Source organism: Fluctibacter corallii, assembly GCF_025751585.1.
In the GTDB taxonomy this organism is placed as follows: domain Bacteria; phylum Pseudomonadota; class Gammaproteobacteria; order Enterobacterales; family Alteromonadaceae; genus Fluctibacter_A; species Fluctibacter_A corallii.
Genome location: NZ_JAOWKX010000006.1, coordinates 199,301 through 221,548 on the forward strand (window position 1 = coordinate 199,301; position 22,248 = coordinate 221,548).

General features: G+C 42.7%; 18 protein-coding genes. 7 read left to right on the plus strand and 11 right to left on the minus strand.

The genetic code is table 11. From position 1 onward, the window contains the following. Positions 1–9 precede the first annotated feature (9 nt). The 5 genes from OE749_RS12770 to OE749_RS12790 form a co-directional block, all read right to left on the minus strand. The gene (locus tag OE749_RS12770; RefSeq protein ID WP_263712931.1) at positions 10–1,590 is read right to left on the minus strand and encodes an ABC transporter permease; all 1,581 of its coding nucleotides are present in this window, start codon (positions 1,588–1,590) and stop codon (positions 10–12) included. 145 nt (positions 1,591–1,735) lie between these two features. Then, a complete protein-coding gene (locus tag OE749_RS12775; protein ID WP_263712852.1) occupies positions 1,736–2,767 on the minus strand; it encodes a Fe(3+) ABC transporter substrate-binding protein in 1,032 nt (343 codons plus the stop codon). A gap of 113 nt (positions 2,768–2,880) precedes the next feature. Then, the gene (locus tag OE749_RS12780) at positions 2,881–3,327 is read right to left on the minus strand and encodes a GNAT family N-acetyltransferase (RefSeq protein ID WP_263712853.1); all 447 of its coding nucleotides are present in this window, start codon (positions 3,325–3,327) and stop codon (positions 2,881–2,883) included. A gap of 12 nt (positions 3,328–3,339) precedes the next feature. Then, positions 3,340–4,983, minus strand: coding sequence for an ATP-binding SpoIIE family protein phosphatase (locus tag OE749_RS12785; protein ID WP_263712854.1), 1,644 nt, complete (start codon positions 4,981–4,983; stop codon positions 3,340–3,342). Positions 4,984–4,994: 11 nt separating this feature from the next. After that, positions 4,995–5,300 carry an STAS domain-containing protein gene (locus tag OE749_RS12790; RefSeq protein ID WP_263712855.1) on the minus strand — a complete coding sequence of 102 codons (306 nt, stop codon included), beginning with the start codon at positions 5,298–5,300 and terminating at the stop codon, positions 4,995–4,997. A 301-nt stretch (positions 5,301–5,601) separates the two neighbouring features. On the opposite strand from OE749_RS12790, the gene yciH reads away from it, so the two are divergent. From yciH to pheA, 3 genes are all read left to right on the plus strand, one after another. Beyond that, entirely contained in the window at positions 5,602–5,922 is a 321-nt protein-coding gene (gene yciH / locus OE749_RS12795) for a stress response translation initiation inhibitor YciH (RefSeq protein WP_263712856.1), read from the plus strand. A gap of 24 nt (positions 5,923–5,946) precedes the next feature. Then, positions 5,947–6,747: a response regulator gene (locus tag OE749_RS12800; protein WP_263712857.1), complete on the plus strand. Its 801-nt coding sequence runs from the start codon at positions 5,947–5,949 to the stop codon at positions 6,745–6,747. A 251-nt stretch (positions 6,748–6,998) separates the two neighbouring features. Further along, complete coding sequence (pheA, locus tag OE749_RS12805) at positions 6,999–8,180, plus strand: prephenate dehydratase (RefSeq protein ID WP_263712858.1); 1,182 nt, start codon at positions 6,999–7,001, stop codon at positions 8,178–8,180. Positions 8,181–8,313: 133 nt separating this feature from the next. Here the strand turns inward: pheA and tyrA are convergent, their stop codons facing one another. Next, positions 8,314–9,444 (minus strand): bifunctional chorismate mutase/prephenate dehydrogenase, encoded by a 1,131-nt coding sequence (gene tyrA / locus OE749_RS12810; protein WP_263712859.1) that lies wholly within the window; start codon positions 9,442–9,444, stop codon positions 8,314–8,316. A gap of 13 nt (positions 9,445–9,457) precedes the next feature. Next, on the minus strand, positions 9,458–10,549 hold the full coding sequence (locus OE749_RS12815; RefSeq protein ID WP_263712860.1) for a 3-deoxy-7-phosphoheptulonate synthase: 1,092 nt from the start codon (positions 10,547–10,549) through the stop codon (positions 9,458–9,460). A gap of 261 nt (positions 10,550–10,810) precedes the next feature. On the opposite strand from OE749_RS12815, the gene OE749_RS12820 reads away from it, so the two are divergent. The 4 genes from OE749_RS12820 (at position 10,811) to OE749_RS12835 (ending at position 18,095) form a co-directional block, all read left to right on the plus strand. Next, complete coding sequence (locus tag OE749_RS12820) at positions 10,811–13,069, plus strand: putative bifunctional diguanylate cyclase/phosphodiesterase (protein WP_263712861.1); 2,259 nt, start codon at positions 10,811–10,813, stop codon at positions 13,067–13,069. Between the two features lie 209 nt (positions 13,070–13,278). Then, positions 13,279–15,456 carry a KAP family P-loop NTPase fold protein gene (locus OE749_RS12825; RefSeq protein WP_263712862.1) on the plus strand — a complete coding sequence of 726 codons (2,178 nt, stop codon included), beginning with the start codon at positions 13,279–13,281 and terminating at the stop codon, positions 15,454–15,456. Positions 15,457–15,535: 79 nt separating this feature from the next. Next, positions 15,536–16,168 carry a hypothetical protein gene (locus OE749_RS12830; RefSeq protein WP_263712863.1) on the plus strand — a complete coding sequence of 211 codons (633 nt, stop codon included), beginning with the start codon at positions 15,536–15,538 and terminating at the stop codon, positions 16,166–16,168. A gap of 490 nt (positions 16,169–16,658) precedes the next feature. After that, positions 16,659–18,095: a hypothetical protein gene (locus OE749_RS12835; RefSeq protein WP_263712864.1), complete on the plus strand. Its 1,437-nt coding sequence runs from the start codon at positions 16,659–16,661 to the stop codon at positions 18,093–18,095. A 194-nt stretch (positions 18,096–18,289) separates the two neighbouring features. Here OE749_RS12835 and OE749_RS12840 read toward each other — a convergent pair whose 3' ends face one another. The 4 genes from OE749_RS12840 to OE749_RS12855 form a co-directional block, all read right to left on the minus strand. After that, positions 18,290–18,901 carry a DNA-J related domain-containing protein gene (locus tag OE749_RS12840; RefSeq protein WP_263712865.1) on the minus strand — a complete coding sequence of 204 codons (612 nt, stop codon included), beginning with the start codon at positions 18,899–18,901 and terminating at the stop codon, positions 18,290–18,292. Positions 18,902–18,977: 76 nt separating this feature from the next. Next, positions 18,978–20,582, minus strand: coding sequence for an AbgT family transporter (locus OE749_RS12845; RefSeq protein WP_263712866.1), 1,605 nt, complete (start codon positions 20,580–20,582; stop codon positions 18,978–18,980). Between the two features lie 214 nt (positions 20,583–20,796). After that, positions 20,797–21,357 carry a sugar O-acetyltransferase gene (locus OE749_RS12850; protein WP_263712932.1) on the minus strand — a complete coding sequence of 187 codons (561 nt, stop codon included), beginning with the start codon at positions 21,355–21,357 and terminating at the stop codon, positions 20,797–20,799. A 25-nt stretch (positions 21,358–21,382) separates the two neighbouring features. Continuing rightward, complete coding sequence (locus tag OE749_RS12855) at positions 21,383–22,192, minus strand: class I SAM-dependent methyltransferase (protein WP_263712867.1); 810 nt, start codon at positions 22,190–22,192, stop codon at positions 21,383–21,385. Between the last annotated feature and the right edge of the window lie 56 nt (positions 22,193–22,248).

Genomic DNA, 22,248 nt, shown 5'->3' on the forward strand with positions numbered 1-22,248 from the left:
GACAAGAAATTACCTTTGGGACGCGCGGTCAATCGCGCGCGTTAATAAAATGACGGGAACCAGTCCCACCAGCACAATCGCCAGAGCAGGCATCGCCGCATCGACTAACCTTTCATCGGAAGCCAATTCAAAGCTTCTCACCGCCAACGTATTAAAATTAAACGGCCGCAGAATCAACGTTGCGGGCAGCTCTTTTAGCACATCAACAAATACTAGTAAGGCAGCACTTAGCACGCTAGCCCGAAGCATAGGTATATGAATCTGCTTTAATACCCTAATGGGGCTGGCACCTAAGGAGCGCGCAGCATTATCCATGCTGGGCGTAATTCGTCCTAATCCTGATTCAATATTGTGAATGGCAACCGCTAAAAAACGAATGCTATACGCGAATAACAACGCAAACACAGTACCGGAAAAAACCAAACCTAACAGTTCACCTGTCCAGCTCTTCCAAAGGGCGTTAATAGCGTGATCTGCCCAGCCAAGCGGAAGCAAAATACCCACAGCAATAACAGTACCAGGAATGGCATACCCTAATGAAACGACACCCACATTCCCCGACAGTAAAGGGGTTTTCTTCAATCGTTTACCATAGGTCAACAATAATGCCAACGTCACTACTACCACAGCGGCAGCTAGCGCAATAAACAATGAATTAAGTACCAAGGCAGTAAACTGTTCATCCCAGGCAGTTTTATAGGTTAACGTCGCCCAATATCCTAGCTGAATAGAAGGTAAAATAAACCCAAATAGTGGCGGCAATAAACACAGAAAAAACGCAGCTGCGCCTTTTGCCATCCCAAGCTGTTTTCTGGTTTGGCTTTGATGATTCTGTCCTTGATGAAAATACTGGATTTTTCGGCGGGACATTTTCTCCAACACCAAAGTAACAAAGACAAATGTACATAAGACAGAAGAGAGCTGCGCCGCAGCAATACCATCACCTAGGCCGAACCAGGTACGAAAAATGCCCGTAGTGAAGGTGCTTATCCCGAAATATTGAACCGTTCCATAATCAGCGAACGCTTCCATCATTGCCAGTGCAGCGCCAGTAATTAACGCAGGTCTGGCTAGCGGTAATGTTACCTTTAGAAAGTGCTGGTACTTCGTCACACCCATACTTTGACTGGCTTGATATAAAGACGCCGGTTGTTCACTAAATGCCGTCTTTGCCAGCATATACACATACGGATATAACACCAACGACATAACAAGTATTGCGCCTTCAAGTGAACGAATATCAGGGAAGGTATAGTCACCATACCCCCATCCCGTTATGTCACGTAAGGCAGATTGCACCGGCCCCATAAAATCCAGAATGCCAGTGTAGGTATAAGCAATAATGTAAGCGGGCATGGCTAAAGGAAGCAATAACAACCAATTTAGTATACGCCTTCCCACGAAATTATAACGTGCCATAATCATGGCTGTCGTTGTGCCTAATACAAGTGCACCGAGGCCCACCCCAATAGCCAGCAACAGGGAATTGATGATGTAGTCTGACAGCACTGTATCAGCAAGGTGTGACCACACGCTGGTGTCGAATGCACCCCAGCTAAAATAAATCACAAAAATGGGCGTACACAACATTGCGCCCAGCAAAAGTAAAGCGCCCTGCCAAGGGTCGGTCAGGGCGCGAATATGTTGATTCAAGGTGATACTACATCCATTTTGATGCGGAAATAAAGCTGCATCATCGTGTATTTACACCCATGATGATGCAAGGGCTAAAGCGTTACTTCCAGCCAGCTTTATCCATCACTTTTACAGCCTCGGCGTTTAATTCACCGACGCGATAAAGAGGGATGGTTTCCGCTTTGAATTGACCAAACCCCTTTAGTGTATCACTGTGCTCAACGCCTTCAAGCACTGGATATTCATGATTGGTGCTGGCGTACCACTGTTGGCTGTCTTTTCTGGCAAGATATTCAATCAATTTTACTGCTTGCGTTTTATTTGGTGCATGTGCTGTAACGGCAGCGCCAGAAATATTAATGTGCGCACCACGGTCAGTTTGGTTAGGCCAGAATACGTTAACTTGTTGCGCAATTGCTTTTTCTTTACTGTCAGCACTTTCAAGCATTCCGCCCAAATAGTAGGTATTCGCTATCGCGATATCGCACTGACCAGCTACCACAGCTTTGATTTGATCGCGATCTCCGCCTTTTGGTGGGCGAGCAAAGTTTTTAACGAAATCTTTCGCCCACGCTTCAACTTTCGCTTCACCTTGCTGCTCAATCATTGCCGCAACCATTGACTGATTGTAAATGTTTGACGAAGAGCGAATACAAATCCGGCCTTTCCATTTTTTATCTGTAAGGGCTTCAATCGTGCTCAATTCTTTCGGATCGACGCGTTCAGGGGAGTACATAATCGGTCTAGCACGCACAGTAAGTGCAAACCAATGATTATCATCATCTTGAAAATGCGCAGGAATTGCTCCTTCAAGCACCTCAGACTCAATAGCTTGCGTCACCCCTTGTGTTTTCGCTCTTACCAATCGACCAACATCAGTGGTCAATAGTACGTCTGCGGGGCTTAATTGTCCTTCGCTGTTCAGTCGGCTAATTAAGGCGTCAGCTTTCCCTGTAACAAGGTTTACTTTAATGCCCGTGTCTTTTGAAAATTTATCTAACACTGGCTTAATCAGCGCTTCTTTGCGCGCTGAATACACGTTGACTTCATCAGCCTGTGAAACGAAAGAGGTAGATAACATTGCGACAGCAAGTGCGCTAAGGCCACTCAAAATCTTGATATTTTTTAACATTGTATGCGTCCAGCGTGCTTTAATTGCGCTAAAGTGTAATCTTGTTGATAATGATTCTCAATAGCGTTGTGTGATTTTTCGGGTAAATCGCAGAATCTCATCGACAAGCGCCATTAGCTTTTGGCTTCGTACATCAAGTAATAACTCTCTTGCATGCCTAACGAAACATAAGTCTGTTGCGCGACGAGGTTGTCTTTTTCAACGTAAAGACGGTATCCGCAGACGTCTGCATTCTCTTCTGCCAATGTCTTAACTTGCTCATACAAGGCTTTATATATTCCTTTACGACGAAACTCAGGCATAACATAAACGCTTTGAATCCAGTAAAATGTGCCATTACGCCAGTCACTCCATTCATAAGTTACCATAAGGCTACCAGCAATATTTCCGTCTACTTCGGCCACCAAATAAAACCCTTTACTCTGATCATTGAGTACCTTCGCGACGCCTTGACTCAGCGTATTTTCATCAAGTCTTTTTCCTTCAGTTTCTTCTGCCATTGCCTGATTAAACGCAACAATTGCCCCTTGATCAGACGGCAAAGCTGTTCTGATTTGCATAAATTTTCCTTATTATTTAATGAGAAAGTCGACTTTAACGCGTGTGCCGCCAGGATAATAGTGAACATCGTGACAAATTTCACGAATCAGTGGGATGCCTCTTCCAAAACAATCGTTGTCAGTGGCGTTATTTACTTTGGATATGTCGAACCCTTGACCAGAGTCCGAAATTTCTATAGTGAGTAAGCGGGTGTCTGGGTCCAGCTTAACGTCGATGTGAACAAAACCAGACTCCAATTGCTGTAACCGTTCCAAACGCTGCTCAAAATATTCAAAAAATCCATCCGTGGTTTTCTTCATATCACTGTCTAGCTTCAACAAACCATGATCAAGCGCATTGTTAAACAATTCGCTTAGCACAGTAGAAATATCAGAGCGAAGGGTATCCAGCCCCATCTGACTGGCAATCATCATCGTTATGTCATGTACAGGGTCAAGTTTTTTCAGTTTATCTGCATCAAGCGCAAAATGTATCTCAAATGGCAAAGAGGTAAGATTAGGTGAAACATCTAACTCAAGCGGCTTACAATAAAAAGACACTAAAGTAATGTCATCAAGTTGCTCAGCGTTACCTCGAAACTTTTCAATACGCTCATTTAACGACGTGACAGTGACATCAGGTTCATTTTTCAGCCAACGATAAAATGCTTCTTCGCCTAGCATTTTCTCTTCTGCATTCGTTAACTCAACTAACCCATCGCTATAACCCAGCAGTCTATCACCTTCTTCAGCTTGGAAATGCTCGACGACATCGTCAAATTCGCCGTCATCCAATATTCCAAGAGACATATGCATAGATTCAAAATGCTTGCGAATTTCACCTTCACGGTTAATCAGAATAAGGTCCGGCATGCCACCATTCCACACATTAATATGCGTACCATTTTTTGCCACCTCCACAATTGCAGCGGCAAAAAACATATCAACAGGAAGCAGCGACAATAACGTGTGGTTGATGGTAGCTGCCATTTCAGACACCGCCAGTCCTTTTGATGCCATAGCTTGAAAAGCACGCGTTACGGGTAAAGCACCGATTGCCGAGGCTAGTCCATGCCCGGTAAAATCTCCCATTAAAAAGTACAGGCCACCCGAAGGACTTGGCTCAATCAAAAATAAGTCCCCGTTAAAACTACTCGCGGGTGCCAGTCGATAATCAAAATAACGCCCCGCTTTTTTATTGATAGTTAGGGCATTCGCGAAAATGTGCTCCACAATAGCATGTTCTCGCTCAACACTATTTCGGTAATAAGTCAGCTCTTCCTTTTGTTCGAAGGTTTTCTTACTGAGCTCACGAGTTCTACCATGAGCTCGGATTTTTGCGGTCAAAATGACTTTATCAAAGGGCTTCGATGCAAAATCATCGCCGCCAACTTCAAGACACTTTGCTAAGCTGCTTTGATCATCTAATGCGGTGATAAAAATGACGGGCAAATAGATACCACCCGCTTTCTTTTTTAAGATAGGCGCGACGTCGTAACCGCTCATATCGGGCATGACAATATCGAGCAGTACCAAATCTGGCTTTATTTTTTCGGCAAGTTTTAGCGCCTCTTGGCCATTCTCCGCTTCGTAGCAATCTTTATAGCCTGCTTCTTCCAGCATATGCACCAGAAGAAACCGGTTCAAAGACTCGTCGTCAACAACCAGAATGCGCATTATTTACTCAGTTAAGATATGGAAAATTTCTTGTCAAATCGCGAAATTTTCAAAATTTTAGCCACTTGAGGGCGGCAATTAATAATGTTGAATTTCTCAACATGCCCAGACAGGGTTTTCTGCATATTGAGCAACATACCAAGTGCAGAGCTATCCATATACTCGGTTTGAGATAAGTCGATATTGACTTCATTAATCTCTTCGGTTTCTGTGCTGTAGGCATTTCTGAAATCCTGCACTTTGCCAAAATCAAACTTTTCGTCCATAAAAATCGTTAGCACCTTGCCATCGTTAGAAATCTTACGTTCCAGACTCATGTTCGCTCCTCGTATGCACCAGATTGCAGCTATACTTTACTTTGGCATAGTCAATTGATTAAGCAAATTTTTTATCAACAAACGACTAAGTTCAAAGCTTAACGCTAAAACTACTATAGTAGAAATAAATGACTCTGAAAGTTGCAAATCACGGGTTTGAATAAAGAGATGACGTGAGCTGAATTTTGGATAGTCGAATGATGGTTAATAATACACCAATTATCGACACTTTTTGACTCGCCACAGGCTAAACAGTATGCTCAGTTAAATCGTTGATTTTAGTTATTAAATAGTAATCAATATGAATGACAATCAATTAGTTTACAGTACCGATGGCGGCCGTATCACACCACAAAAGTCGGAGCCAAAAGCGCCTAAAGGTGATGGTATAGTACGAATCAAAAGGGAAACCAAAGGTAGAAAGGGAAAAGGGGTCACAACGGTTCACGGCGTTGAACTGGCAGCTGACGCGCTAAAAAAATTGTGTTCCGAGCTGAAAAAAACATGTGGAACAGGCGGAGCAGTCAAGGAAGGCGTTATTGAAATCCAAGGTGATAACAGAGAAAAAATCAAAGCCGCTTTAGAAAAACGCGGTATGACAGTCAAATTGGCTGGCGGCTAGCCCTTAACGTATAAAGGTTCGAATATGGATCATATTTCTTTTTCCGATTTGCACATTTTGTTGGTTGAACCCTCAGACACTCAACGCAAAATCATTACGTCTTTGCTGATTAAAGAAAGTGTTGGTGAGATAGACGCAGTCTCTACTGTGGCAGAAGCCAAAAGTGCGCTCAAGTCCCACTCAAGTGATGTCGTGGTCAGTGCCATGTACTTTGAAGATGGTACGGGCTTGGATTTACTCAAAAGCATAAAAAATGATAAGGAAACGGCCTCTATCCCCTTTATGCTCGTGTCGAGTGAAAATCGCGTATCTAAATTAGAAGAATTCAAACAAGCTGGCGTTGCAGCTATTCTCCCAAAGCCGTTTAAGCCTGAATATTTGTCTCGCGCGCTACGTGCCTCTTTGGATCTAATCAATACCGAAGAGCTGGATTTAGAGCTTTTCGACGTACAGGATGTACGCGTGTTATTGGTTGATGACAGTAAACTAGCACGTAACCATATTCGCCGCGTACTTGAAGGAATGGGCCTTGAAAAAATCACTGAAGCGGAAAACGGTGCAATGGCATTGACCTATCTGAAAGATCAGGAATTTGATTTGGTAGTGACAGATTACAACATGCCAGAAATGGATGGCAGAGAATTGTCAGAATATATCCGATTCAATGCAGAAACAGCGCATATTCCGATTATTATGGTGACGTCTGAAGCGGTAGACAGCCCACATATGGCCAATATACAACAAACTGGCGTCAATGCTTTGTGTGACAAACCGTTTGAAGCCAGCGAAGTCAGAAAAATGCTAGCCTCGCTGCTCAGCGAATAATACTCATCACGTAATTGAGAAAGCCTCAGTATCACTAAACAGGTATCGGGGGGAGAGATCACTCCCCCAATCTATAACTTGAGCCATTGACTTCAGCGTGTAAACATTTTAAGGTTTGGGCATGATTATTTTATTCCGCGCATTTTTTCTGTTTTTTATCTCATCATAATGGGAGGACAGTGCGCGCCTGAAACGCATACAAGAACCTCCCAATCGGGAGGTTTTTTTTTGGAAGAAGGAAAATACCCCTAATGGTAACCGACGCGTTAAACGATATTAGACAGGCCATTTCAGAGATAGACAGCCAAGTTCTGGCGCTGTTAGCCAAACGACAAGGCCTAACGAATCACGTTGCTGAAACAAAGATTAAGCATCATATTCCGGTTCGCGATCAAAAGCGCGAAGAGCAACTGCTATTGTCGTTGATTAAACAAGGTCAACAACATGGCTTAGATCCTCATTACGTCACGCAACTTTTTCACGTCGTAATTGAAGACTCTGTGCTTAACCAGCAAGCCATGTTAGCGCAGCGGGCTAACCCTGAAAGCGCCCTGCCCCTTAATCGTGTTGCATTTTTGGGTGACAAAGGCTCATACAGCTATTTGGCGACACAAAAATATTTCTCTCGTAGGCCTGGCGAATTAATGGAAATAGGCTGCCAAAGTTTCGCAGACATTATTAATAAAGTAGAGACTAACGAAGCCGACTATGCCGTACTCCCCATTGAAAACACCAGTTCGGGCAGTATTAACGAGGTATATGACCAGCTTCAACATACCCATTTGTCTATCATCGGTGAGCTGACTCATCCCATCAAACACGCAATGCTTACCGCATGTGATACTGACATCGCACAAATAAAAGTACTTTATGCGCATCCTCAAGTTTTCGCCCAATGTAGTCACTTTCTTGCCGAATTAGGAAATGTTGAGGTTAAACCCTGCGATAGCACATCTGCTGCGATGCTCGCTGTCGCTGAGGCCAATTCACCTGTAGTCGCGGCGATTGGCAGTGAAGCCGGTGGTGCGCTGTATGGTTTAAACGTGATTAAGTCTAACTTAGCCAATCAAAAGGAAAACCATAGCCGCTTCATCGTGGTTGCCAGAAAGCCCGTTAAAGTGCCACTTCAAGTACCGTCAAAAACCACATTCATCATGTCGACGGTACAAAAACCGGGCGCGTTGGTAGACGCTTTGCTCATCTTAAAAGACAAAGACATCAACATGACCAAACTGGAATCACGCCCTATTAATGGCAACCCTTGGGAAGAAATGTTTTATATTGATGTAGAAGGCAACATAGAAGATGGGCCGATGCAACAGGCCATTGAGGAATTAAGCGCAACCACCCGCTATTGCAAAGTGCTTGGATGCTACCCAAGTGAAGAAATTAGCCCCACAAAAGTGGCTGCAGTTAACGCCCTCATTAAATAGTGCTCTTTTCGTTGTCACTCTTGGCGTTTTATTGCATCGTTAAGAGTGACAACGTGCCCACGAGTGCCAAAGCAACAGAAGTGAATTTATTACTACTCTAGAAGCACAGGTGCGCGCAGCACCTGAACGCTATCTACACGTGCCGATCATCATCAGCTTTTAGCAGCAGCTTTTTACTATTCACCAAGCAGGCTTTAGCGTAATCACCAAACCAGTTGCCAACTGCAAAAAACTGTTTAATAAACTCCCCTTTGTTACCAGATTCAAGCAAATGAAGCGCATTATCAAAGCGATCTCGAAAACGCTTTAGTAGGGCGAAAGTGTCTGGATTATTATAAATAATATCAGCATAAAGCTGTGGATCCTGTGCAAACAGCCGCCCGACCATTGCCAATTCTAATCGATAAATGGGTGAGCTAAATGCAATTAGCTGTTGAAGATCCGGGTTTTCTCCGGCCAGGTGTACGCCATATACAAAACTACTGAAATGACGCATCACCTGAATAAAGGCCATCGCATCATCATGCTCTTTTGCAGAACTGTGTTGCAGTGCCACGCCCCAAACCCTCATTTGCTCTATCAGCCATTGATAAGCATCCGAATGGCGGCCATCGCATACTACCACCACTTGCTTCACTAAACTTTGCACGTCAGGCCCAAACATCGGGTGCAATCCAACTACCGGACCTTGATGCGCAGATAACATCGCATCAAGTGGTGCTTGTTTAGTACTGGTGATATCGGCAAGTATGCAGTTTTCAGGCAAGCCAGATAATTTTTCAATCACCTCTACCGTATATTTAATCGGAACCGCCACGATGACTAAACCGGCACCCTCTAAAATAGATGCTGAGTGTGGCCAGTCTTCTTGTTCAAGCACTGCTACTTCGTAACCGCTGCGGGTAAACATGTCTACAAACACGCTTCCCAATGCACCATGCCCTCCCACAATCACGATTTTACCCGCTTGAGGATGTGTACACTTGTATGCATTATGTTGAGTTTGATAGGAGTCCCGCATTATGCGCCTTAGCAAGTCTTCTACCAAGGCTGGGGGAACCCCTTTTTCTTCAGCTTGTGCCCGTCGACGGCGAATTAAATCGGCCTCTCTGTCAGGCGCATAAATGGGCATGCCAGTTTTGCTTTTTAGCTCCCCAACTTTCTGGGTAACAGAAGCACGACGAGCGAGCAATTCCACCAATTGACTATCAATGTCATCAATGTGATTCCGCAACGTCGCGAGATCGATATCTGTATTACTCATAAACCTTGGCCTACTAGATGTTCCCTTCTAGTTTAGTCTGCCGCATCGGTAATACGGTAATCAACTTTTCTCGCGTACTATCTAGTAAGCGCTCTGTTGTATCCCAATCAATGCAACCATCGGTAATTGATACACCGAAATCCAGTTGCTCCAGAGCTTTACCCTCGCCATTTTGATTCCCTGCATTTAAGTGGCTTTCAAGCATGATACCGATAATAGATTGGTTACCTTCAAGTATCTGGTTAACAACATTTTGTGCCACTAACGGTTGACGTCGATAATCTTTCGCTGAGTTAGCATGGCTGCAATCGACTACCAACCCTGCACTGAGTCCGACATCATCTAAAATAGTTTCAAATTCAGAAATGCAAACTGAATCGTAATTAGGTGTTTTGCCACCGCGCAGAATAATATGCCCGTCTGGATTACCTTGAGTTTGAATGAGACTCACCTGCCCCAACTGATTGATGCCCATGAATGCATGACCAGAAGCAGCGGATTTAAGTGCGTTCAGTGCAATATCCAAGCTGCCATCAGTGCCGTTTTTAAACCCCACAGGCATTGATAAACCACTGGCCATTTCTCTGTGCGTTTGAGACTCAGACGTTCTGGCACCGATAGCTGCCCAGCTAAATAACTCAGCAAGGTACTGTGGACTGATCGGATCCAAGGCTTCAGTTGCCACTGGCAATTCTAATTCAGCTAGCCAAATCAATAGTTCACGCGCTTTGCGAAGCCCAGTTTCAATATCAAAGCTGCCATCTAAATGCGGATCGTTAATTAACCCTTTCCAACCAACGGTAGTACGAGGTTTTTCAAAATATACGCGCATGACAATGTATAACGTATCTTTACTGGCCTCGTGTAGCTCTTTGAGACGCTTGGCATACTCTTTTGCTGCATCTATGTCGTGAATAGAACATGGCCCACACACAACGAGTAGACGGTGATCTCGTCTGTGAATGATATCACTGACTGTATTTCGTGCTTGACTGATAAAATTCAGGGCACGCTCGCCAACAGGTAGCTCTTCAGCAAGTGCCTGCGGGGTAATCAAAACATGTTCAGACGTGATGTGTACGTTATTCAACGGATCGCGTAGCATTAGAAATCAAACTCTCTTTTAAATTACAGTGGAATATGCGTAGACTAACGGCTCACACCCCCATTGTAAACCCCAAATTACAATAGCAAAGATAACTTTACACACCTTATAAAATTAGGCAAAAATCGCCATTTATATGTAAACATTTAAAAACACATTATTTATTATACGTGCGCCCTGTGTATAACTATCTTTCTCAATCAAGATAGGCTAGTGTTGAGGGTAAACTCATCGAACAAGGAATGTCGGAGCCCGCATATTATGGAATCGTCATGGAATCACAAATTGACTGTGCCATTGTCGATGGTTCTGTTGCTCATATTAATCCTATCCGTTGCTACTTCCTATATTGTGGTATCTGAAACATCTAAAGCAGAGAATGAAAGTATCGAATTGGTGCACTCTCAGACACTGGCTTATATCCAGCTCAATATCATTAATACGGAGCTAGCTTATTTATCAAGCTTAGATGAGGGACAGATATACAGCAGAGACACTGTTACTGGGATTCGACAACGCATAGCCTCACTCCTTAATGCGATTGACGTCATCGACCGTCATTCAACTAATTTATCTCACGATACCAATGTACATAGTCCTATTCCACTCACCGACTACCTCACTAAAATTCGAATAAATGCGATGCAATTGGCAAAGCACATCTCGATACCTAACGGAGCTGCGCAAGTAACGGAATTTGTCCAACAAACAACAAACACTCGGCAAGTGATAGAGGGTGCCTTACCCCTTCTTCTTGAGCAGATTCAAGTACAGAAATCGGAGGTACAGCACAGTCTTTTACTCGTGAGACTATTCGTTTTAGGGCAAAGTGTACTCTCTCTGTTAGTCGTATATATATTGGCAAGAGCACTCAAAGCCTATATTCGTTCAATGACAAGAACTAAGCGCTTATCTCGTTTTACAGAAAACACACCGAATGCGATTTTTTGTTTAACTACAGACGATCAGATCTTCTATAAAAACCCGGCCTGTGGCGAGCTATTGTCCCGACTACAGGTCTCAGCATCAACGTTGATCGATCACATTGCCTCTTCACTGCAAAGCTCACAAGTATTGCTTGAGAAATCAAATAAAAAATCCACGTCGTTTTATACCATTATTAGGGATGTCTCACTTCGTTGCGATGTGCATTTTGCAGACGAGGAGCAACAGTGGGATATTCACCTCACAGACGAAACAAACCGCATAAAAGCTGAAAACCAACTCAAGTATCAGGCATACCATCATCCTTCTTCGGGATTGAGTAATCAGCGTAAATTTCGTGCCCAGCTATCAGACCGCGCGCAAAATCAAGATGCTTTTATATTAGGTATGATAGAAGTTCGCTCATTCTCGGAAATATTACAGCGAACTGGATTTCTTGAAGCACAAGATGTTGTTAAGCATATTGCGAATATCATCAACGATACCTGCGCAGATCAGCTCTTTGATGCTGATGTTTACCATATCGGAGATAAAGATTTTGCAGTTATCATCGATAAAACCTGCAATGTTCCCATTATCGAATCGTTAGTTTCCCATATTAACGCTGCCCTTAGGGATGCCCCTGAATTAATTGAATTTCGTCCACAACTTGATTTTGGCTTTGCGTGTTTTCCCCATGACGCTAGCTCTATAGAAGCTGTTATCAATGTTGCCAGAATTGCATTAGATACGTCTGCGTCTAATCAGCACAGCGCATTTAAAGTATTCGATAAAGCCTTAGGGGCAAAAATTTCACGGCAGCAAAAAATTATTGAGGCTCTAACACTACAAGTTGGCAGTCCTTCAATGAATTTATTCTACCAACCCCAATTGGATACAACATCTGGCAACATTGTTGGGTTTGAAGCTTTATTGCGTTGGCAATTCGAAGGAGAGTGGATTTCCCCTGCTGAATTTATTCCTATTGCTGAAAAATCTGGACGTATCATTGAGCTAGGAACGTGGGTGTTACACCGCGCTTGTGAAGAAGGAGCGCTATTAAGGCACCACAACCCAGAATTGTCACTTGCAGTGAATATTTCACCGAGCCAATTTCACCACCCCGACTTTTTAGATACCTTAAATGATGTTCTGAACACAACGACCTATCCAGCCCATTATCTAGAATTAGAAATCACAGAAGGCATGCTCATGTCTGACAAACAGGAGGTTGCACAAAAACTCAGTACGCTGAAAGCAATGGGTGTAAAGCTATCGATTGATGACTTTGGTACCGGATACTCATCCCTGAGCTACCTGAAAGCACTGCCTATCGACAAATTAAAAATCGATCGCTCCTTTATCGCTAACCTGCTCTCGAATCAAGCCGATCAGTCTATTGTGAGCGCAATTATTAATCTTGCTGAAAACCTAGGCATGAATTTGATTGCAGAAGGCACGGAAACCAAGGGGCAAGTGGATTGGTTGAATAAACGAGGATGTCGTCAAGTACAAGGCTTTTGGCTAAGCGAAGCATTAACACTAGACAACGCGATTGCATTTATGGCTGAAGAACGCTCACATCAGCATATTTAAACACGAGTAACCTAGATCGAGTAACTTGGATTGATTACTACTTAATCTGGCAATGCTGTTATGAGAGCCGCATCAATTCTGGCAGTCTCTAATGTACGTGTAGCGGACATTTCGTATTCTTTCCCATGAAAAAACAGGATATGGTTTTTCTGTGGAAACGAGTGCTACTATGAAGTCTAAGTAATAAGCTGTTAGGCCTCAGGAAAGATATGGAAGATAAAAACTACTCCTCAGATTCACCTATACACGAGCAAGAACAGGATAGGTTTTCTCGCTGGAGCTTTTCCGAAAGGGTAGCTCAAGTAATATCAAAGCGAAGTGATCCAAGCAGTATAGTTATTGGACTCTATGGTATATGGGGCGATGGTAAAACATCCGTGCTCAACTTTATTGAAAAATCTTTGGATTCTGATGAGAACGTAATATGCATTAAGTTCAACCCTTGGCGCTTTGGTGCAGAGGAAGAACTGCTAACAGGTTTCTTTTTTGATATAGCTGATGCTCTAGATGCAGAATTAATAAAAACTGGTGATAAGCTTAAAGATTTCGTTAAAAAGGCGGCTCCTGGTGCTGGTGCAATTATGGGCGCAAAGGGGGCAGGAGATGCTTTTGGTTCTTTCATCTCAGGGCCAGATATAAATGAGCTTAAGAAAAGAATAGAAAATGAGCTGGAAAAAGCTCAGAGGCGAGTCCTTATACTAATAGACGATGTTGATAGGCTAGAAAAAACAGAAATTCATGCATTGTTTAGACTAGTTAAGCTAACTGCTGATTTTAAATATACATCATATATCTTGGCATTTGATAAAGATGTTGTCGCTGCATCCTTGCAAGACCGCTACTCTAGTACTGCTGAGAATGCAGGAGAGGCATTTCTAGAAAAAATTATTCAAGTTCCCTTACATTTGCCAGCTGTTGAAAAGCAAGTACTTCGAGAATTTTGTTTTCAAGGAGTGGATGAAGCAATAAATATTGCGGGGATCACACTCTCACAGCAGCAAGTTCAAGAGTTTGTTCGTAACTTTAGCTCTGCATTCGACGATTGCTTAACCACCCCAAGAAAAGCCAAGTTATATGGGAATACATTAATGTTCTCTTTGCCTATCTTGCAAGGAGAAGTAAACCCTGTAGATTTAATGCTTTTAGAGGGCATAAGGGTCTTTTGCCCTTCGTTGTATGGGGTGCTGAGGGTAAATAAGTCGCTATTTACAGGTACTTTTCGAGATAGCTATTACTCGAATAATGATAATGAAAAAGATCATATAAAAAACCTTGTAAATGATGCCCTTGACGTTGGAAAAAACATCAATAAAGCAGGTTTTATTGAACTGCTAAAAAATATGTTTCCTAAACTTCAATCCGTCTACGGGAACATGAGCTATGGATCCGATTGGTATGAGAAATGGAATAATGGCCAAAGAATTTGCTCTGAAAATTATTACTCAAGATATTTTACTTATGCCATTCCGAGAGGTGATATATCTGATCACGCAATCCAAGCGCTGTCTGACGAAAGCGAGAAGTGGGGAGTGGAACTTGATAGAGAAAGCAACCCTCTGAATGAAATTCTAACCCCCGCTTCATCGGAAACATTAATTAAAAAATTGAGGCATAAATCGGGCGAAATTAGCGCTACTGCCTCAATTGCACTTGCTGTAGCGATAACACAAAAGAGTGATGAAATTTCAAACCCAGAGGTTTTGTACAGTTGGACGACTCCCTTTTCCCAAGCAGCCATGCTGGTTAGCGATCTGATCCAAAATGTGCCGAAACCAGATCGAACTGACTTGGCAAAAAAATGCATCGATACTGCCCCTATACTTGGGTTCAAGCTTGAAATATTTGGATGGTTAAAGCGAGAGGATGAGAACAAACCTGAAAAAGATGTGTTTTCTGAAGCAAGCATAGATGAAATTGGGAAACACTTGGGAAAAGTAATAGCTGATGAGCTTAAAGACCAAAAAGATATAACACTATTAGCGCCTACATCGATACCAACAATATTTTATACATTGAATAAGTTTGTTGAGAAAGGCTATGTTAATGATTACGTGGATGAATTGATTTTAAAGGATCCAGAGTCTCTAATTAGAATAATCGACTCATATGTACCAACAGCGTGGGGAATGGAGACCGGGGTTTCTCACAAGTCGGATTTTAAAAGGGATCAATATAACAGCTTAACTAGTGAGCTAGACGCCTCAACAGTTTTAAGCGCGATCGAAATGTACTTTCCCCAAGCAATGAAAGTCTCTGATGACTTCCCTAGATTGTACGATGATGATGCAGAAAAAGGTCTCCTATTCTTGAAGCAATTTGTATGGTTGCATCAATACGTTATACGTGAATCAGAAGATACAGAGAATGAGAGTGACGAGAAGGCCTAACAAGGCGGTGCTACGGAAAATTTACTCGCTGACGCTCCTAAATTTCCGCAGAGCGCGGCGTTAGGCATCGGAAGGTAATATGCAGAAATCCGAACAAGTTTCACCATATTTTTTGTATGATTTGGAGAGGTTTCGTACTTTTGTAGAATTATCTACTCGACACTGGAATGAAGAAGCAATTAAATACGCCCAATCTGATATTGAAACAGATGAAGGATCTTGCTGGGACAGATATGAATATCGTACTGATCTTAGTACTCACTTTAATGAAATATTTCCTCAATATCAGAAACAGTCTTACTTGCTAATGTTGGTATCTTTATTTGAAGACTACCTTAACCAATTATGTAACAGTCTGCATTTTGAGAATGAATTTTGTTGCAGCCTAAAAGAGTACAGTGGCTCTGGAATTGAAAGAGCAAAGAAGTATTTAGTAAAAATTGCAAATATCACTGTGCCAACTGGAACTAAAGATTGGAGTCAAATAATAGATGCACGCGATATTAGAAATATCATAGCTCATAATGCTGGTCATTTAGATCAAGAAAGCCATAAAAAGCAAATGAAAATAGTATCTAAAAGCCAGCACTTAAACTCTGAACAATATGCAAGAATACATCTTAATATCGAGAATGAGTATTTGCTTGAAGTCATTGGTGCAATGGAGGAAGTAGCTAAAGTACTCTGGGATGAGATTAGAACGAATGCCTAACAAGCCAAGTCAACGGGTCAATTTTTAGCTGGCTCCCGTCGATTCGCTCCTAACTTTAGCCAGTGTAAAAATTGCCCCTGCTTGGGGCGTTGACCGTCCGCTCATTGTCTAATCGTGCCGTTAAGAGAAGCGTATAGGTCGGAAAAGTACGTGCAGCGGTCGTTGGCTCCTTTCATTTAAATGACAATATCGAGTGAGCAACTTCGTGAGGGTATTAGTAAGTGAAGCTAATTATTTAACTGGATGAACTGCGTCTCTCCCATATTCGGGAAAACGACCCAATCGCTCGTTTTTCTCTTTAGCATTTAATCCCGATCGCCAGCTTTCCTTTATGTAGCAATATGACAGCTTGTTTGGTAATAGTAATGAAAGTACAAAAGTGAGCGATGCGGTGGCAGAAAAACGCGCAAATCGCGATATGTTAAACTGTTAGCCGCTGAAAGAATCATCTAGCATGCGCTCAATATAATGCTCGTGGGAGTGAATCTATTTGGATTATGAAAAAGTATTTAGAGGCATTTGGCTTAGACTCTTAAATAGTAAAAGCTATTCGGAACCAGATCTTAATGCCATAGGAGAATGGGCTAAACATAAAGGCTTATCCAATGTTTCTGTAAAAAGTGTCGAAACGGGTGGTTTCGTAAAAATTCCTGCTATCAAGCTTGTTTCCTCAGAGGGTACAGCTTTATTCCCCAAATGCCTTCCAGATGAAGTCTCAGGGATTGATAAGAAAAAGAATTATCTAAACATCAGAGAAGAAGCTTGGAAAAAAGCAGACTGGTTTGAGCCTCCCTACGTAATGATGAGAGTTACGAACCCAATAATTGACTCTTTGACAAAATTACTAAGTGCTCCTAGAGAGCGAATCGAAGGTGATTTTGATCATCATATTACAGGAATATATACAATGGTTGATTGCGCAACAGCCATTGAACAGCTTTTCCCAAGCAGCCTGATCTTAAAAGAACATACAAAAACTATAAGAGAAGCGTATCTATCTTTCTACGGCGGGTATAAAACAGCAGCAATTGCTGCACTAATCCCTATTGTGGAAAGCGCTATCAATGATTTTTTAAGCGCAGAAGCCAAATCGAATCTTAAGCTACTTGAAAAAGTTGATTATGTAATTGATGCTGCGGTTGCGAAAGCTACTCTAGTACACTATGAACATTGCTGGATAGCAAAAGAATTTACAAAAATTGAGCATTTGAAACTTGTAGATGAACGTGTATATCTGTTCGAGACCATAAGAAGATGGCTCAAATTTAGCTTCTTTAGCAAAACATCAAAATATAAGGGCTTATCAGGTCTAAATCGCCATTTATTTGCTCATGGTCTGTCCCTTGTATGGCAAAAGCCTACTAACTTTCATCGCCTCTTAGGGGTCTTAATAGCACTAGCTTGGCTGGAGGGATGGGTAAATGAAGATGTGAAAAATTCTACACTTTTTCCTGATAGAAATGATGATAGTAGGCTGTTATTTGAGGAGGCACAATTCAGAACTGAAATGCAGTTTGTTTCTCAAAACATAATGGCAGAAAGGTATCAGAAGCATGGAAGAATAGTGCCAGAATTTCCAACTGATGATGGGTGGCACCTGAGAGCTAGTATTCTTTCAAAAAAGTGTATGAGTGACTTAGTTCGCCCACTCAAGGATAAGGGCTGGCATTTAACCGTAAGCGATCCTCAAAAAGATGGTGAATATATACTTGTTGAGGGAGTTTGTAAAAAACAAGAAATTTCTGTTGCTCTACTGTATAGCTGCGGCACAGGAAACAAGACATATAAAAAGTTAGACGAGAATTGCCAATATATTCTTTATCTTGGTGCTCCTTATCATCAAGATCAGTATGCGTATGGTATCAAGGCCCATGTTGGCCCTTTGGATGGGTGGCAACCAGTTGCACCGGGAACTATGCTCGGCTAACAAGGTGCTTCTGTCGGAAAAAATTTTCCGCTGCGCTCCAAATTTGCCGCAGAGCGCGGCGTTGGCCGTCTGCTGTTTGCCTAATGCTGTCAGTCAAGACCATCGAGTGAAGGTGTGAGCTCAAGTGTGGGTAGTACAGGTAACCCAGAAACACGCTTTCTCTTATTCAGAGAATAACCAAAGTGGAAACGTTATTACGCTCTGGCTTTAAAATACGCTTTCAACTGTCTGTAAGCCGCCTCTGTCATCTGCGCATCTGTGCGGTTACCCCCTTTATCGGGGTGAACACTCAACATCATAGAGCGATATCGCCGTTTCACTTCAGTGAACGTGGTATTTTCATCAAGAGAAAAGTGTGCGAAAGCATGTTGGATTTCTTCTTCTGTGTAATGCGCCCCATGCCCCATAGCCTTCCAAAATCCATCTAATAACTGTTCAACGTCTTCTTTTCCCGTTTCATTAAGGTTGCTTATATCTAAATAATATTGTCTCAGCTTATCCTCATGAACTAAGTCTGATGTTAACGGTTCACCTTTTCTGCTCGGTAGTTCGACAATTTGAATACGCTGCACAGAAATCTCGACATCTTTGTTTTCAGTTTCTCGCATCGTATCTCGAAGCAAATACAAGGCATGAAACAAAATAAAATGTGTTTGAAACATTCTTAGCGAGTCTTGCAAACAATCTTCCGTAAATAAATGATGTGGGTAGGTTTGCAATCGCTTTATCAATGCGAACTCAGTCGTACCTTGTTCAAGTAGCAGGCGTTCTTGATGCAAACTTTCGAGCACCTCGTTTACAGACATACGATATGGATCCTTATTTCATGACCAACCATTTATAAAAAATAAAGCCCACACAGGTGGGCTTTATTCTTGACATTTAGCCAGCTGGATAGACATAACTGGCTTGAATGCCCAACGGAATCCCTAGCGCCCAGTATGCAAGTAAGAATACCGTCCATAACAGCAAAATAGTAACACTGTACGGTAACATCATTGACAACAATGTTCCGATACCGGTCGACTTCACGTAGCGTTGACAGTACACCACCACTAACGGGAAGTATGGCATAAGCGGAGTAATGATATTAGAAGAAGAATCTCCCAAGCGGTATGCCGCTTGTGTTAGATCGGGTGAAATATTCAACTGCATCAACATTGGAACGAAAATCGGCCCCAGTAACGCCCATTTGGCAGATGACGATCCAACAAACAAGTTAACGAATGCCGTTAGGAAAATAATACCGACAATGGTCACCATGCTAGGTAACGCCAGAGCTTTTAAGACTTGAGCCCCTTCGATCGCGAGTAACGCCCCCAGATTCGATTTACCAAATGCATCAATAAACAATGCACAGAAAAACGCCATTACAATGTAATAACTCATGCCCTGCATGGCCTTAGTCATTGTGTCAATCATGTCTTTAGACGTTTTAAAGGTTCCAGACATAAAGCCATAAACAACACCTGGTAGCAGGAATAATAAGAAAATGAGAGGGACAATAGACTGCATCACTGGAGCAGCGAACGAAGTCAATTGGCCATCAGGCGCTCGCATTGGCGAAGTCTCTGGGTAAAGTACTGCAATAAGGGCAACAATTCCCGCAACCATCGTCAGTGTGGCGAAACGTAATGCCCGACTCTCTTTATCTGACAATTCTTTGAACTGGTTTGCAGCCTGTTTCGCCTGCTCAGTGCCATCACTATCCGTACCACTTGCCTTGAATTCATCACCATCGAGTTCAACATGCTTTAATCTTGGTTCGATAATTTTGTCTGTGATATACCAACCAATACTCACAATCAGCAACGTTGATGCTGAGTTGAAGAACCAGTTGTTTAACGGGTTAATTTGAATATCGGGGTCGATGATCTGCGCAGCACTTTGGGTGAAGCTTTGTAGCAAAGGATCGATGGCAGAAGGAATAAAATTCGCGCAGAATCCACCACTCACGCCAGCAAATGCAGCAGCAATACCCGCTAATGGATGTCGTCCCATAGCATGGAAGATCACACCAGCAAGCGGAATAACTAACACATAACCGGCATCTGTCGCAGTGTGGCTAACGATGGCAATCAATATGATCATTGGAGTTAACACCTTTTGCGGTGTTACGTCTAGCATGCGCTTTAATCCGGCACTAATAAAGCCCGAATGCTCAGCAACCCCCACACCAAGCATCGCGACAAGCACAACCCCCAGTGGCGCAAAGCCCGTAAATATTGTCACCATACGTGAAAGGAAGTCGGCGAGAGAGTCTCCCGTCAACAAGTTGTTCACCACCACGGCTTCGCCAGTTCTAGGATCGATTGAAGAAAACGTAAAGTTAGAAAAGATAGCTGATAATCCCCAAATGATTATCAAGCAAAAGAAAAAGATAATAGCTGGGTCAGGAAGTTTGTTTCCAATCTTCTCAACCTTATCTAATGCGCGCGTCACCCACGTATTAGGCGGGTCCATCGGCGTGGTAGAACCGTGTTCCATTGATATTCCTTAGTATTGTTATAATTCATTTAAGACGTGTTTATCTTTGCAGTGTTTTCATGTCAAGAGCACGGATTGAGCCACAATCAGCGACAAGTTAACTCATCTACTGCAAAACGCCCCAAAATGCGCTTTGCGGGTTTACACAACCACAAAGATAGACACATCAAATTTCGATGCAAAGTGTGCCATACCTAGCCTCAAGAGAAAATGATTAATCGCCCGATTTCTTTCCCCCGTTGTCTGAACTGGAAGAAATAGTCATCGCAGGCACGCCCGCAACCGTTGTATAGTCGGCCACATCTCGGGTGACAACAGCACCCGCGGCAATAATCGCGCCTTTGCCAATTTTCACGCCTCCCAGTATGGTCGCCCCAGCGCCAATCCAAACATCATCACCGATTGATATAGGGTGTGCAATTGCTAACCCTTTACGTCGACGCACCGCATCCTTAGGATGGGCAATCGTCGATATCACAGCATTTGGCCCTACGAGAACATGATCACCAATCAGTACTTTCGCAGCATCTAATATTGTTACGTTATGATTGGCATAAAACTGCTTACCAACATGAATGTTATAGCCATAATCGCAATAGAAGTGAGGTTCAACCCAAGCGCTCTCAATTGAGCCGAACAAATCTCGTAATAAAGCACGACTTTTTTTCCGAGACTGTATGGCTATTTGATTGTATTCCTCACAACGTAACTTTGCCCTTTCGCGATCTTGGAAAAGGGTTTTGTCGCTCGGGAAAAACCAATTTTCCGATAGCATTTTCTCTTTTTCAGTCACACTCACGTTAACTCTTCTCTTTTTTACTCACAGTGGTTAAATAGTTATGCCACGCTTGGTCGAAGGTTTGCATACGTTGATGTCGCGGGCTAAGAATGTGGGCGTCTCGTTGCTTTTTGTCACCAAACGGACCTTTATTACATAGTCGACAATAGTCACCAGAACGTTGCGTAGGTTTGATCAAGCTAAACGCATTTTCGTGGTGGGTTTTATCGCTGTAGACGTATGTATACCCACGAGTATCTGCAACATAATTGTCTCGATTAACATTGCGCACTTGATACTCAGAATAGTCACTCGCATCGAAGGGCGTTTTACCCAAATACCGTATGCCTGTATTCAGTGTTATTGCGTTTTCTATGTCCCAATGGCTATAGGGTTTCACGTCTTTAGAACTGATGTAACTTAACCTTGCGCCTTTCTCGCACAGCAAGTGAAGCGCCGAGTGCACAAGAAAATATCGCAACAGGCGCCGATGCTGTAAGTTGTGCTGTACCGCTCTATCGTATTCTTCCATGCCTTTTATCTTTAATAACTGCGGTATCAGCGGGAATTGAAAGATGACTACATCAAATACATCAACAATTTTACCTTTCCAGCTAGCTGGATCGGTAATGTCTATACCAAAATGTACCGGTACGCCAGTACGCTGAAGCGATTGGGCAAAGTGGGTTTGATACTTAGCTGAAAGCGCCGACTCCGAATCTAAAACCGATGCTTGCAATTGCAAAGAAGGACATCGTTGTTTAAGGGAATAGGAAAATGAAAGATCGCCATCTCCAACAGTCAAAACACGCCATGAAGGCTGAAAATACACAGGTTGCTCCGATTCACGTTGCTACGACGTGCGGATACTACCAGTAAAATCAAGGT

What these genes read in the sequence shown, in the direction of transcription:
- OE749_RS12770 (WP_263712931.1), bottom strand. Translation starts at nt 1,590, where the DNA reads ATGTTGTGTACGCCCATTTTTGTGATTTATTTTAGCTGGGGTGCATTC.
- OE749_RS12790 (WP_263712855.1), bottom strand. Translation starts at nt 5,300, where the DNA reads ATGAGTCTGGAACGTAAGATTTCTAACGATGGCAAGGTGCTAACGATT.
- tyrA (WP_263712859.1), bottom strand. Translation starts at nt 9,444, where the DNA reads ATGAGTAATACAGATATCGATCTCGCGACGTTGCGGAATCACATTGAT.
- pheA (WP_263712858.1), top strand. Translation starts at nt 6,999, where the DNA reads ATGGTAACCGACGCGTTAAACGATATTAGACAGGCCATTTCAGAGATA.
- OE749_RS12825 (WP_263712862.1), top strand. Translation starts at nt 13,279, where the DNA reads ATGGAAGATAAAAACTACTCCTCAGATTCACCTATACACGAGCAAGAA.
- OE749_RS12845 (WP_263712866.1), bottom strand. Translation starts at nt 20,582, where the DNA reads ATGGAACACGGTTCTACCACGCCGATGGACCCGCCTAATACGTGGGTG.
- OE749_RS12815 (WP_263712860.1), bottom strand. Translation starts at nt 10,549, where the DNA reads ATGCTACGCGATCCGTTGAATAACGTACACATCACGTCTGAACATGTT.
- OE749_RS12850 (WP_263712932.1), bottom strand. Translation starts at nt 21,357, where the DNA reads ATGCTATCGGAAAATTGGTTTTTCCCGAGCGACAAAACCCTTTTCCAA.
- yciH (WP_263712856.1), top strand. Translation starts at nt 5,602, where the DNA reads ATGAATGACAATCAATTAGTTTACAGTACCGATGGCGGCCGTATCACA.
- OE749_RS12785 (WP_263712854.1), bottom strand. Translation starts at nt 4,983, where the DNA reads ATGCGCATTCTGGTTGTTGACGACGAGTCTTTGAACCGGTTTCTTCTG.
- OE749_RS12820 (WP_263712861.1), top strand. Translation starts at nt 10,811, where the DNA reads ATGGAATCGTCATGGAATCACAAATTGACTGTGCCATTGTCGATGGTT.
- OE749_RS12800 (WP_263712857.1), top strand. Translation starts at nt 5,947, where the DNA reads ATGGATCATATTTCTTTTTCCGATTTGCACATTTTGTTGGTTGAACCC.
- OE749_RS12780 (WP_263712853.1), bottom strand. Translation starts at nt 3,327, where the DNA reads ATGCAAATCAGAACAGCTTTGCCGTCTGATCAAGGGGCAATTGTTGCG.
- OE749_RS12840 (WP_263712865.1), bottom strand. Translation starts at nt 18,901, where the DNA reads ATGTCTGTAAACGAGGTGCTCGAAAGTTTGCATCAAGAACGCCTGCTA.
- OE749_RS12830 (WP_263712863.1), top strand. Translation starts at nt 15,536, where the DNA reads ATGCAGAAATCCGAACAAGTTTCACCATATTTTTTGTATGATTTGGAG.
- OE749_RS12775 (WP_263712852.1), bottom strand. Translation starts at nt 2,767, where the DNA reads ATGTTAAAAAATATCAAGATTTTGAGTGGCCTTAGCGCACTTGCTGTC.